General features: G+C 55.4%; 13 protein-coding genes. 6 read left to right on the top strand and 7 right to left on the bottom strand.

All coding sequences use genetic code 11. The annotated features are described in order from the left end of the window. Nucleotides 1-20: 20 nt before the first annotated feature. Nucleotides 21-479, bottom strand: a complete 459-nt coding sequence (locus ACILQA_RS06555) for a transcriptional repressor (RefSeq protein ID WP_333570292.1) — start codon at nt 477-479, stop codon at nt 21-23. Nucleotides 480-521: 42 nt separating this feature from the next. After that, nucleotides 522-887, bottom strand: coding sequence for a MerC domain-containing protein (locus tag ACILQA_RS06550; RefSeq protein ID WP_395628978.1), 366 nt, complete (start codon nt 885-887; stop codon nt 522-524). A 126-nt stretch (nt 888-1013) separates the two neighbouring features. Here ACILQA_RS06550 and ACILQA_RS06545 point away from each other — a divergent pair, with 126 nt between their 5' ends. The 3 genes from ACILQA_RS06545 (at nt 1014) to rpsI (ending at nt 3186) form a co-directional block, all read left to right on the top strand. Then, entirely contained in the window at nt 1014-2072 is a 1059-nt protein-coding gene (locus ACILQA_RS06545) for a COX15/CtaA family protein (RefSeq protein ID WP_395628979.1), read from the top strand. Between the two features lie 143 nt (nt 2073-2215). Beyond that, nucleotides 2216-2695: a 50S ribosomal protein L13 gene (gene rplM, locus ACILQA_RS06540; RefSeq protein WP_125229402.1), complete on the top strand. Its 480-nt coding sequence runs from the start codon at nt 2216-2218 to the stop codon at nt 2693-2695. Continuing rightward, nucleotides 2695-3186: a 30S ribosomal protein S9 gene (gene rpsI, locus ACILQA_RS06535; RefSeq protein WP_324478941.1), complete on the top strand. Its 492-nt coding sequence runs from the start codon at nt 2695-2697 to the stop codon at nt 3184-3186. Before rplM ends, rpsI begins: the two co-directional genes overlap by 1 nt. A 161-nt stretch (nt 3187-3347) precedes the next feature. On the opposite strand, the gene ACILQA_RS06530 is transcribed toward rpsI, so the two are convergent. Then, nucleotides 3348-4838, bottom strand: coding sequence for an FG-GAP repeat domain-containing protein (locus ACILQA_RS06530; RefSeq protein WP_395628977.1), 1491 nt, complete (start codon nt 4836-4838; stop codon nt 3348-3350). A gap of 403 nt (nt 4839-5241) precedes the next feature. On the opposite strand from ACILQA_RS06530, the gene ACILQA_RS06525 reads away from it, so the two are divergent. Then, complete coding sequence (locus tag ACILQA_RS06525; protein ID WP_395628976.1) at nt 5242-6132, top strand: alpha/beta hydrolase; 891 nt, start codon at nt 5242-5244, stop codon at nt 6130-6132. Here the strand turns inward: ACILQA_RS06525 and ACILQA_RS06520 are convergent. Then, nucleotides 6129-7445: a lipopolysaccharide biosynthesis protein gene (locus ACILQA_RS06520; RefSeq protein WP_395628975.1), complete on the bottom strand. Its 1317-nt coding sequence runs from the start codon at nt 7443-7445 to the stop codon at nt 6129-6131. The two genes, ACILQA_RS06525 and ACILQA_RS06520, sit on opposite strands and share 4 nt — an antisense overlap. Nucleotides 7446-7585: 140 nt before the next feature. Between ACILQA_RS06520 and ACILQA_RS06515 the strand changes: the two genes are divergently transcribed. Continuing rightward, a complete protein-coding gene (locus ACILQA_RS06515) occupies nt 7586-8812 on the top strand; it encodes a hypothetical protein (protein WP_395628974.1) in 1227 nt (408 codons plus the stop codon). On the opposite strand, the gene ACILQA_RS06510 is transcribed toward ACILQA_RS06515, so the two are convergent. Next, complete coding sequence (locus ACILQA_RS06510; RefSeq protein ID WP_395628973.1) at nt 8801-9496, bottom strand: HAD family hydrolase; 696 nt, start codon at nt 9494-9496, stop codon at nt 8801-8803. The two genes, ACILQA_RS06515 and ACILQA_RS06510, sit on opposite strands and share 12 nt — an antisense overlap. 81 nt (nt 9497-9577) lie before the next feature. Between ACILQA_RS06510 and ACILQA_RS06505 the strand changes: the two genes are divergently transcribed. Beyond that, a complete protein-coding gene (locus ACILQA_RS06505; protein ID WP_395628972.1) occupies nt 9578-10342 on the top strand; it encodes an NTP transferase domain-containing protein in 765 nt (254 codons plus the stop codon). Between the two features lie 30 nt (nt 10343-10372). Here the strand turns inward: ACILQA_RS06505 and rpoN are convergent, their stop codons facing one another. Together rpoN and ACILQA_RS06495 are read right to left on the bottom strand one after the other, a co-directional pair. Then, nucleotides 10373-11860, bottom strand: coding sequence for an RNA polymerase factor sigma-54 (gene rpoN / locus ACILQA_RS06500; protein WP_395628971.1), 1488 nt, complete (start codon nt 11858-11860; stop codon nt 10373-10375). A 28-nt stretch (nt 11861-11888) separates the two neighbouring features. Beyond that, a partial coding sequence (locus ACILQA_RS06495) for an ATP-binding cassette domain-containing protein (protein WP_395628970.1) occupies nt 11889-12234 on the bottom strand: 346 nt, incomplete at its 5' end.

The following is a 12234-nucleotide window of genomic DNA, read 5'->3' as shown; positions in this document are numbered from 1 at the left end:
AACGGGTAATTGCGCCAGCGCTACCCGCAATCGGCGCATTTTCCGCGGACTTCGATCACGGGGCGAACCTCGGCAAAACCGGCATGTTCGGCCGCTGCGCGAACGTTCATGGTCAGTATGTCGTCATCAATATGCGTGGCCGTGCCGCAGCTGTCGCAGATTAGGAAAATGCAATCATGCAAACATCCGGGATGCGAATTTGCAAGATATGCATTCGCGCTTTCGACACGGCGCGCAAGGTTGGTGGTCACGAACAGATCGAGTATCCGGTAAACGCTGTTGGGCGCAACGCGCTTACCGCGCTTTTGCGAAACGAGATCGGCGATGTCGTAGGCCGATGCGGGTTTTTCAAATGTGGCGAGCACCGCGAAGATATCCGCGCGCATATCGGTCCACTGCTCGCCCGCCTCGACCAACGCCGATTCGGCGGCATGGGCAAGCGACGCGCCTGCATGCTCGTGATGATGATGAACTGCCATGTTGATGATGTAGGCTTTGACAGCCAGTCGGTCAATTGCCCGTCAGGCAGATGCGCGGTGGTTCAGAAAATGCCCTAGCGCGAGGCAGATGACGCCAAGGACGGTCCAGACGATCTCCATAAGGCCATGTGGCAGTGTTAACGCGCCCGCCATCATGCCGATTCCGGCTGCCCCAACGATAGCTGGCGTAAACAGCCCATGATCCCAAAAGCCCTTACCAAGCGCCAGCACGCCGAAGAGAATGGCCAGAAACAGGCCGGTTTCATGAATGACCGAGTTGAGCAAAAAACCGCTCGCCGATGCCAGAAACGCCAGCAAAAGCGTGGTGACAAGGCAATGCACAAGGCACAGGCCAGCAATGCTTAAGCCAAGCCCGTCCCACCGCCATTTTTTCCATACCTGCGTCATTGCGGTCGCACTACACCGATTCGTTAGACGTTACAACATTACATCGCATAAATTGCAGCCATTATGACCATTTTTGCAACCTCTGTCCGCTTGCAGCTTGCTGAAATCAGGGGCATATCGCGGCTTATGAACAAAGCTCTGCATTCTGACACCGCAGCCAATCCGTGCCCGTCGCGCCCTCAGGCGCTGATTACATGGCTTATGAGCGTGGCGGCTCTCGTCTTCGCGATCGTCGTTGTGGGTGGGATTACCCGTCTGACCGAATCGGGCCTGTCCATCACCGAATGGAAACCCATCACGGGCACCTTACCACCGTTGAACGAGGCGAGCTGGCTTTCGGAATTTGAAAAATACAAACAGATTCCGGAATATACCGAGATTAACGGTCCGGCGGGCATGACGCTGGAGGAGTTCAAATTCATTTATTTCTGGGAATGGGTCCACCGCTTGTTGGGGCGGGTTATCGGATTGGCCTTTGCGCTACCGCTGGCGTGGTTCTGGATCAAGCAGGCGATCCCAAGCGGCTATAAGCCGCGCCTGCTTGCTTTGCTTGCGCTTGGTGGTCTGCAAGGGACCATTGGCTGGTGGATGGTGTCATCGGGCCTTTCTGCGCGCACCGATGTCAGCCACTACCGGCTTGCCGTCCATCTTTTGACGGCCCTCACCATCTTGGGCGGCCTTATTTGGACAGCGCTTGATTTAAAGGAACTGACGAACAATCCATCGGCAAAGCCTGCGCGTATCACTGGCTTTACGGGCATTATCTTGGCGATATTGTTTATCCAATTGCTCTTCGGTGCATGGGTTGCCGGATTGAATGCGGGATATGTCGCCAACACATGGCCATTGATGAACGACCGTTTCTATCCAGATGGCGTGGATACCGCCAAGGGCGCATTTTATGCTTTGGTAAATGACCCCTATCTCACCCATTTCGTCCATCGCTGGTGGGCGTGGGTCGCGGTGATTGCGCTGATCCTGATGGCACGGCGGGTGAAGAAAGCAGGCGTTCGTGCGGCATCTGTGGCTATCCATAGCGCGTTCGGCATCCAGATGCTGCTGGGCATTGCGACCGTGATGACGGGGGTCAACATCGTCCTTGCCGTTGCGCATCAGGCGGTCGGCGCCCTTTTGGTCGCGGCAACGGTCTGGGGCGCGCATGTCTTGGGACGCGACACAGCCTAAACGCCGACAGGTATTATTATACCCGTCGTAAAACCCTTGCTTTTGCTTGACTATTAGCCGGTTCATCGCCATTGGCACCGCTTCGCGTACAGGATCCTGTGTGATTCTGTGCAACACTAAAATTTCGAAAGGTGCGATTAGCGATGAAAACGCTATCCAGAGTTACGAAATCGATCCGTCCACAGGACGTCGAGAAATCGTGGATCCTCATTGACGCAGAAGGCTTGGTTGTTGGCCGTGTTGCCAGCCTGATCGCCAACATCCTGCGTGGTAAGACCAAACCAAGCTACACCCCGCACGTCGATTGCGGCGACCATGTTGTCGTCATCAATGCCGACAAGGTGAAGTTCACCGGCAAGAAGTTGACCGACAAGGTTTACTATCGCCACACCGGTTACATCGGCGGGATCAAGGGCATCACTGCGGGTAAGGTACTTGATAGCAAGTTCCCTGAGCGCGTCCTTGAAAAGGCCGTTGAGCGCATGGTTCCACGCGGTCCTTTGGGTCGTGCCCAAATGCGCGCGCTGCATCTGTATAATGGTACCGAGCATCCGCATGCCGGCCAACAGCCAAAGACGCTCGACGTCGCTTCCATGAACCGCAAGAACAAGGTGGGTGCATAATGTCTGAAACTGCAAATTCGCTCGCTGATCTCGAAACCTTGGGCGCCGACGTTCAGGCACCAGCTCAGATTGCTGCTGTCGTTCGCGAACAGGAAATTGATGCGCAAGGCCGCGCTTATGCAACTGGCCGTCGTAAGGACGCGGTTGCACGCGTTTGGTTGAAGCCAGGCACCGGCAAGATTGTCGTCAACGGCCGTGATCAGGAAGTTTACTTCGCACGTCCTTCGCTGCGTCTCGTCATCAACCAGCCGTTCGGTGTCACCGAGCGTACGGGCCAATATGACGTTATCGCAACCGTCAAGGGCGGTGGCCTTTCGGGTCAGGCTGGCGCGGTCAAGCATGGCATCGCGCAGGCACTGTCGAAATATGAGCCACTGCTGCGTAGCGCTGTGAAGTCGGAAGGCTTCCTGACCCGCGATAGCCGCGTTGTCGAACGTAAGAAATACGGCAAGGCCAAGGCGCGTAAGAGCTTCCAGTTCTCGAAACGCTAAACCGAACCTTCGGTTTTTCCGAAAAAAATCAAGGGCTTGCGAGAAATTGCGAGCCCTTTTTTGTTGTTACTTTATTGGCCCGGGTGCGTGCTGAAAGCGGCCGCCTCGATATACTCCTTAAATCGCGCGCACTAACGCCCACCGCATAATGCCGTGTAACTTTACGCGAATATGAGTTTGTAGAGATTGACGAAATAATCTTTTCGGTCGGTAGTGCCGCCATATTGCCAATACACGGCCTCAAAATTCCCATCGCCGTCAAAATCATCGAAACCGATCAGTTTTCCGCTACCTTCAGAAGGCGGAAGGGACACGTTGAAGTTACGGAATGATGCACCATTCTCATTTATGAAAATCCTGAGCGTGCCGTCCTGCCGGGCAAAGACTATATCGTCTTTTCCGTCTTTGCTGACGTCTTTGACATAGAGCGCAGGAGACCATTGTAAGAACCCTGCGTAAATATCAGAATTGTCCTGCCTGATGGCTGTACTGGTGATATCGACGAATTTACCGGCGTCGTTTCTGATAATCTGGAGATAGTCCCCGCCATAATAAGGGGAATATCTTGAGTGGGAGATTATGAGGTCAAGATCCCCATCCTTATCCATATCCGTGGTTCGCGTCTCCATATGGAGAGTGTTTTCTGTACCATAAACCGTTGCGGGAAGCGGCGTCTTGTCATCGAAACTGAAATTACCCTTATTGTTCCAGAACACATAACTGTACGCCGAACCGTGCCCAAACCCGGCAACAATATCGTCGTACTTGTCGCCGTTGAAATCGGCGAGATGTACATCCAACCACAAATTATTCTGCCCGTTGGGGATTTGGGTTGGGTTCAGAAGCGGAACGGAGTTCAGTTGATCCAGAAAGCTGCTCGACCTTGAAGTGAATGAACCTTCGGCGTTTTGAAACAAGAACAAGGGTTCAAACCCTTCCCTGTGGCGCCAGTTGGCAATCAGGATATCATGCTTTCCGTCACCATTAATGTCCCCTGTCGCCATTGCGTGGGCATCGGTTCCATTCGCCGCAAGACCCGATTGCGTAGTCAGGCGGGGAATAAGGTCTGCCCGTACCCGCGTTCCACTTGCACCGCCTAAGGCCAATACTGCCGTGCCATATGCCGTGGGGTCATTATAAACCCCAGACACGTTGTGCGCGACGAAGAATGCTGCTGGCGTTCCGTTGACGGTTAAAGACGCAGATCGCCGTGCGCCAAAAACGGACGGAAATTGGTCGTTAACGGCCTGCCGAAACTCTAATCTGCCGTTATCATTGGAAAGGTAGATATATGGTAAGCGCGCAAAAACCGGCGTGCCATATGCCTTGTTCAGCGGAATGATCAGTTCGGGGAACCGATCCTTCTGGAAATCTACAGCCATGCTCCCTTGCGGGAAAATGTCCGCAATACCTCTGGGGTTCGTCACGCCACCGTACACATATTCAGGGACCACGTCGGATGAGGATGCTGTGTGAATTTGATATGATTTGCCGAGGGTCGCGCTCGTGTAAGCAATCGGCGTTGGCGGTGTCGGTGTTGTGGGGTTCGAGGGTATCGTGATGATCGGAGAACTGGGCGATGTGCTGCCTCCACCACCACAAGCGGAAAGCAGCACGCATGCCACCAGCACCCTAAGACGACGTAGTTTCAATCAACTTCCCCCAAGAATAAATGCGTGCATCACTTCCCAGCAAATACGCTGGAAATTTGGCGACCCTTATGATCGTAAACATAGATTTGGCTGCCTCTACGCACGCTGACCGTGCTGGATGTATATCCTTTCAGACCGTCATTCGGTCCAGTGCCGGCAAATACGGAGCATAGCTGACGCTGTCCGGCGCCATAGACATAAACTTGACTGCCTCTTTGGACAGCTGTGACTATCTCGGACACATTCCACCCCCATTATCTGCCCTTGAATGACAATGCGTTGAACCAAGACGTTAGGCAAGCGCCGATGTTGGCCTGAGGCTTATTCAATGCTGTGGGTAACAGGGGTATCCCAACGCCCGTTTGTCATTGTGTTTCCAATGGTTAACCGGCACATAGCGCGCATGATCAAATATATCCTTATTGCTTTGCTCCTTGCGCTTGTCGGTTCCGGCTTATGGCTCTGGAATAAGAGCGATCCACAAAAGCTCGATTTTGCGGACCGGTGGGCGCCCGGGGCGGCCGAGTTTGATGGCACGCCCGTGACGGCAATCGCTTACGGAACCGACGCGCGGCAGAAGCTGGATATCTATGCGCCTGAAGGCGCTGCATCCGCGCCGTACCCCGTCCTCATCTTCTTTCATGGTGGTTCGTGGCGCGATGGTGAGCGGGAAGGCTATGGCTTTTTGGGCCGTGCCTTTGCATCGCGCGGATATGTCACCGTCATTGCCGATTATCGCAAATCGCCAAAGGTTCGCTTCCCCGCATTTGTGGACGACACAGCGGAGGCCATTGCGTGGGTGCACGCAAATATTGCCAAGCATCAGGGCAACAAAGACCAAATCTTCCTGATGGGACACAGCGCCGGCGCGCATATCGCGATGATGACCGCGCTTGATCCGCGCTATTTGAAGGCGCAGGGCCTTGGGACGGACGTTATTAAAGGCGTGATCGGGCTCGCCGGCCCATATGATTTCTTGCCGTTCACGACCGAGTCATCGAAAATTGCCTTTGGCCATTGGCCCGACTTAACCGAGACCCAGCCGATCACCTTTGCGCGCGCCGATGCGCCGCCTTTGTTGTTGCTGACGGGGGACAAGGATACCGTGGTTAAACCACGCAACAGCAAGGTCCTGTCGGAACGGATTGCCGCGCTGGGCGGGAAACAGCAGCTGAAAATTTATCCCGACGTTGGCCATTCCGACATCATCATGGCGGTCGCCCGCCCCTTCCGGGGCAAGGCGTCTGTCATTACCGATGTTACGACCTTCATAAAGGCGCACGGGCCGCGTTAAGCCGCGTCTGCGGGTTTGGGGGCCAATATCTTTTGCCGATAGGAAATGACCAGCAGCGCGGCGTTGACCACCGCTGCGCCTAACATCGCGAATGCTGCACCAACCTCGGCATAAATGGGCATAAGCCAAATCATCATCAGCACCACGACAATCGCGCCGGCAAGGCTGCACAGCATCACGCGCCCAGCCTTGCCCGCGGTAAGCAGCGCAGGCTCCAGCCCCAATGTGGCAAATTGGACGGCGGTGGCTGTGCCCAAGATCAATACCAACGGATAAGCGGCGACAAACTCTGCGCCAAATATCCATATCAAAGCCGGCTTTCCGGTGAAGCCGACAATTGCCAAAACGAGCACCGCCGCAACGCCGGACACTTTAATCATGCGGCTGAGCAAGTTGCTGGCATCTTTGGCGTCGACGGTGTGCGCAACGCGGGCATATTCGGTGAATATTGCCATCGATATGGCGTCGCCGACACGGGCAAACACCTGACCCAATTGATAGCCAAGCCGGAAAAATCCAGCCGCCGCTGCACCGACGGAAAAGCCGACGACCACCGCAACCACTTGTTGGCTGGTCAGCTTAAAGCTGGATCCCATATTGGACCATAAAGCGAATTTGGTAATGCCGGGGAAGCTTTCCTGAAAGCCGTGCAGCGTTGGCATACTGCTGAGCCGCAGCGGCAATTTAAGCCGGCGCAAAACATTCACCCAAACCCATATCGTTGGCACCATTTCGGACAACAGCCATACCGCGAGGAACCCCCAGGCCGTAGGCTGTGTCAGCACCAATACACCAGTGCCGATAAGGCGGATAATGGGCACCAGCATGTCCGGAATGGCGGCATCGCCAAAGCGGTCGTTGATGCGCAGCAGTCCTGTCGGTGTCGAACGGGCGGACAGCACCAAAAGGGTCGTGAAGCCGACCACGGCGATTGCCTCTGAATCACTCCAGCCTTGATTATATGCAAGCGCCCATGCGCCGACCATCGCGACCAGGAACGCCAGCAATGCCCCGATCATATCAAGGATCAGGCAAAACCATGTCAGTTCGGCCAGCTTTTGATCGGATTTTGTGTGCACCAATGTCGTGCCATAGCGGATCAATATTTGCCATGTTTGGAATGATGTGAAGCTGGATATCGTCTGGGCAAAGCTGAAGATCAGCATGAATTTGCCAAATTCCGCCGCTCCTAAGCTTTGGGTAGAAACGGCTAGGTAAATAAGGCTGAGCACCGCAGAGGTGGTCTTTGGCAAGAACAGCCAAGCGCCCGATTGCAAAATGCGGCGCCCACTCCCCCGTTTTTGTTCAGCCATTACGCCAGACCCCCGATCAGTCTGCGGGACTAGTGCACTTCCGCCGTTAATCAAAGCCATGTCATGATGTGCAGGTAAAAAATTGAACGTGCCGCAAACTGGTCGCAAAAATCTATCAATGGCGATAGATGCCGCTTTGTATGAATAATCCACGACACAAGAAGGCTGCGGCGTCCGTCAAATCGGACGTCATTTTCCTGTTCAACCATGATGCGGGCCACCAAGTGGCGCATTTGGCGGGGATAGCCGGCGCATTCGCGTTGCGTGAAAAAGCCTTCCGCGCGATTGTCGCCTTTGGCAGTGACGTTACGCGAAAAGAGGTCGAAAGGCTGCTGACACCTGAACAGATTGCCGCCTTGCATTGGCGGTCACTGGCGTTACCCGAATGGCTCAAGACGCTGACCAACGGCCTGAACAGGCTTGTGCCCGTTCACCGGATCCTGCGTTTGTATTGGCATAATGCGTTCTTACGAAAATCCGTTGCTATCGTGTCGACGGAACGCACCTGCCTGACCCTGAAACGCCATTGGACCAAATTTCGCAGCCGCAAACATTGCCCTGCCTTTGTCTGTGTACCCCATGGGGCGGGGGACCGGAATGTGTCTTTTCACCCTGCATTCCGGGAATTTGACCTGTTGATGGTCAGCGGACAAAAGGTTGTGGACCAGATGGTGGATGCTGGCGTTTCCACGCCCGAACGCTGCCGGATCATCGGTTACCCAAAGTTCGACATTTTGCGGGGGCGCACCCCTGAAACATTTTTCGATAACGGCAAGCCGACCTTTTTATACAACCCGCATTTCGATCCCCATATGTCCAGCTGGTTCGATCACGGGACGGACATATTGGAATTTTTTTACCAGTATGCGGACCGTTACAATCTGATCTTTGCGCCGCATGTGATGCTATTTTATAAAAAGGTGCATATTTCGCCCGAATATCGCGTGACCCGTACGCGGCCCGACATTGATCCCAAATATTATGATGCCCCGAATATCCGGATCGATGTGGATAGCGCGCGCTTGTTTGACATGAGTTACACCCTGTCCGCAGACGTCTATATTGGCGATGTTTCAAGCCAGGTGTATGAATTTCTGCATCGCCCGCGCGCCTGTTTTTTCATCGATACGCACAGTGCGGCGGTGCCCGGTAGCGCGCCAGAATATGATTTCTGGAACAACGGTCCGGTTGTCCGCACGGCCAAGCAGTTGGTAGCATTGTTGCCCGATCATGCGCAGATTGCCGCCCAATATCGCAATGCCCAAGAGCAGCGCATGGCTTACACCGCCGACCAAAGCGATCCGCGTCCAGCCTCGGACCGCGGTGCGGAGGCTTTGGGGCGATATATTGAAAGCTTAGCTAGCTGAAGAGGTCTCGTTAGGGCTGCGGAAATCGAGCACGCCCCAATTGGCCTCGGCAGCCGCCTTCATAAAGCGTTTGGAGGGGTTCACCGCATAACCTTCGTCTGCGAAGTCTAAAGTGAACCGGTCGCTCAGATCGTCCGAATAAAAACGGATATGCGCGTCTTGGCGGTTAATGCCTTGCTGCGACAGCCATTCCTGCACACGGCGCAGTTTTTCTTCGGCGTAGCAATTTTCGCCGTCGATGCGGTGGGTCAGTTGGCCGTCTGCTTCGCCGATATGACGCGTCGCAATGACGGCATCAAAACCAATTTTGGCGCCGATGTTGCCCGCATAAAAATGCGGTGCAGCGGTTGCCATCACCAGCAACGCCCCGCGCGCGCGATCGGCGTCTATGCGTGCAACGGCCCCCGGCTGAAGGCCTTCGCGCACAACCCGTTCGGCAAAATCGGCGACGATATTGGGCAAAATGTCCGGACAGATTTGGCGTCCGATAAACATCGCGATCCCAAATTGTTTCAGGGGTTTGCGCCCATATAGGCGAAGCTTATATCCCAGCATTGCCGCGATCCAGACCGGCAGTAACGCCAGCCGAATGGGGGCGGTCCGCCGCGCATAAAATAGCAGAAAATGGGTAAAGGTCGGGCGACGGGTTATGGTCTTGTCGAGATCATATATTGCAATATTCATATTTGGTCGCCAAGCCCCACCCCAAGGTATGCCAAATGCGTTGGCGTGCCCCCCGATTTGGACGCGTTTAGGAGAAGCTGTTTGCAAGCGCAATGGACCTGCATCGTCCTTGCCGGGCAAAGGCCTGGTACGGATATGTTTGCACAGCATTTCGGGCTGAAGCTGAAAGCTTTGGTGCCCGTGCGCGGCGAGCCGATGATTAGCCATGTCGTGCACACGCTGCGTGCATCGCCGCTTATCGGTGAAATCATTGTCCTATGTCAGGAACCCGACGCGTTGCGTCCCGCGGTAGATGCCGCAGGTGGCGCGACGTTGGTCGAAAGCCTGAGCAGTATATCGCTGAGCATCAAACGGCAGGTGGATGCGTTAGGATTCTCGTCGCCGATATTGGTGACCACCGCGGACCACCCCTTGTTAACCATCGATATGATCGCCGAATTTCTGGGTAAAGCCGATGGCGACGTTGCCATTGCGATGGTGGAACGCAAGACGATGTTGGCGCAGTTTCCCGATGCCAAACGCACCTGGTTGCGTTTTTCGGACGGCGCATGGTCCGGCGCAAATCTCTTTGCGTTGATGAGCCCCAAGTCCGCATTCGCACTCGATTTATGGGCAGAGGCTGAACAGGATCGCAAGAAAGCATGGCGCTTGTTCTTGCACTTCGGGCTGCGGCTGGCCCTGCGCGCGCTGACCCGCACGATTGGATTGCGGCAGGCGTTGACCATTGCGGGCAAACGCCTTGGCCTTGTGGCTACGCTGGTGCCGATGTCTGACCCTGTCGCCGCAATCGACGTCGATAAGGTTGCCGACCATATATTGGCCGAGAAGATTCTTATCGACCGCTAAACATTGGCGCGTTCAAACATTGCGGCGTGATTAGCGGCCCATTTTCTTTTGCCGCCGTCTTTGCACGGACGATCCGATACCCATAGCTTCGCGATATTTCGCGACGGTGCGGCGGGCAATGTCGAAGCCTTTTGCCGTCAACAAATCGACCAGCGTGTCATCGGACAGTATCTTCTCGCCCTCGGCATCAATTAGGGATTTGATGTGGCTTTTGACGGCCTCAGCCGACGCGCCCTCTCCGTCGGCGGATTGAACGCCCGATGAGAAGAAATATTTGAGATCAAACAGACCGCGTCCGCAATGCAGATATTTGTTGCTGGTCACCCGGCTGACGGTGGATTCATGCATGTCGATGGCATCGGCGACTTGTCGCAGCGTGAGTGGCCGCAAATGGGCGACGCCCTTGCGAAAAAAGCCGTCCTGTTGCTTCACAATCTCGGTGGCGACCTTGACGATGGTGCGCTGTCTTTGATCCATGGCTTTGATGAGCCAGTTCGCATCCGCCATGCAATCGCTTAGCCAGGCTTTTGTGGCTTTGTCTTGCCCAAGCTCGGCAACATAGCTGCGGTTGATGAGGATACGTGGCAGGTTGGCACTGTTCAGTTCGATGGCCCAGCCTTCGCCGCGCGGCGTGATGAATATGTCGGGCGTGACCGCAAGCGTATCTTCGCTTTCGAACCGGCAACCGGGCTTTGGATCATAGCCGCGCAGTTCGATCAACATATCGCGCAGGTCTTCGTCGTCGACGCGGCACATGCGCTTAAGCTGGTCAAACGCACCCTTTGCCACCAAGTCGAGATTGTCGATAAGCTTAGCCATGCAGGGGTCATATCGATCTGCCTCGCGCGCTTGAATGGCAAGGCATTCGGACAGGTTTCGCGCGCCAACGCCAGTTGGATCGAACCGCTGCAGCTCCGAAAGCGCCGCCTCCATTTCCGCCATGGCAACGCCAAGCCGGTGCGCCGTCGCCATCAGGTCTTCGCCAACATAGCCCGTGGGTTCGATATGTTCGATAATCTGTTGGACCAGAAACAGCTGGCGTCCGGACAGGCTGGACCCTGCCTGCGCCATCAAATGTTCCCGCAGGCTGATGTCACGCGCGGCAAAGCTGTCGAAATCAGGTCCGTCGCCGTCTAGGCCGCTGGGCGCTGCGCTGCCCGAAAGCCCCAGCATGCCATCGGCCCCGCCCACACTGTCGGATGGGGTATCATGGTGGAACGTTTCTGTGCTGAAATCGACATCCAGCGCGTCCGATGTCCCTTGGCCATCACCACTCAGCAGGTCGTCACTGGCGCGCTCGCCACTGTCGTGCAATGCGGGCGCGAAGTCCTCGGTCGGCACATCAGGGGCAGCGTCGCTGCTGCCTGTTTCCAAAACGGGATTACGTTCGACCTCTTCCGCGATGAACGCTTCAATTTCGAGCGACGACAATGCCAGCAGTTTAATCGCCTGCTGCAGTTGCGGTGTCATCACCAGCGACTGGCTTTGGCGAAGATCGAGACGGGGTGCTAATGCCATGACGTTATGGTTCCGTCATCGCCGCAAATCACATTGCAAAACTCTCGCCGAGATACAGGCGGCGCACATTGGGATCCGCGACCAACGCCTCGGGCGACCCTGCGAACAGAACCTGCCCACCATAAATGATACAGGCGCGGTCAACGATATCGAGCGTTTCGCGCACATTATGATCGGTAATCAGCACGCCGATGCCGCGGGTTTTCAATTCTTTCACAAGGTCGCGAATATCGGAAATGGATATCGGGTCGATGCCGGCAAAAGGTTCATCGAGCAACATGATCGACGGATTGGCCGCCAGCGCGCGGGCGATTTCGCAGCGCCGCCGCTCGCCACCGGACAGCGCCATGGCGGGTGCACTGCGCAAACGGGTG

The organism is Sphingorhabdus sp. (assembly GCF_044239005.1).
Classification (GTDB): domain Bacteria; phylum Pseudomonadota; class Alphaproteobacteria; order Sphingomonadales; family Sphingomonadaceae; genus Sphingorhabdus_B.
The sequence above is the reverse complement of the archived record's forward strand: the minus strand, read 5'-3'. Positions and strand labels throughout refer to the sequence as shown.

Coding starts and splice junctions, on each gene's coding strand:
- ACILQA_RS06510 (WP_395628973.1), bottom strand. CDS start 9,496: ATGAATATTGCAATATATGATCTCGACAAGACCATAACCCGTCGCCCG.
- ACILQA_RS06520 (WP_395628975.1), bottom strand. CDS start 7,445: ATGGCTGAACAAAAACGGGGGAGTGGGCGCCGCATTTTGCAATCGGGC.
- rplM (WP_125229402.1), top strand. CDS start 2,216: ATGAAAACGCTATCCAGAGTTACGAAATCGATCCGTCCACAGGACGTC.
- ACILQA_RS06515 (WP_395628974.1), top strand. CDS start 7,586: ATGAATAATCCACGACACAAGAAGGCTGCGGCGTCCGTCAAATCGGAC.
- rpoN (WP_395628971.1), bottom strand. CDS start 11,860: ATGGCATTAGCACCCCGTCTCGATCTTCGCCAAAGCCAGTCGCTGGTG.
- ACILQA_RS06555 (WP_333570292.1), bottom strand. CDS start 479: ATGGCAGTTCATCATCATCACGAGCATGCAGGCGCGTCGCTTGCCCAT.
- ACILQA_RS06550 (WP_395628978.1), bottom strand. CDS start 887: ATGACGCAGGTATGGAAAAAATGGCGGTGGGACGGGCTTGGCTTAAGC.
- rpsI (WP_324478941.1), top strand. CDS start 2,695: ATGTCTGAAACTGCAAATTCGCTCGCTGATCTCGAAACCTTGGGCGCC.
- ACILQA_RS06545 (WP_395628979.1), top strand. CDS start 1,014: ATGAACAAAGCTCTGCATTCTGACACCGCAGCCAATCCGTGCCCGTCG.
- ACILQA_RS06525 (WP_395628976.1), top strand. CDS start 5,242: ATGATCAAATATATCCTTATTGCTTTGCTCCTTGCGCTTGTCGGTTCC.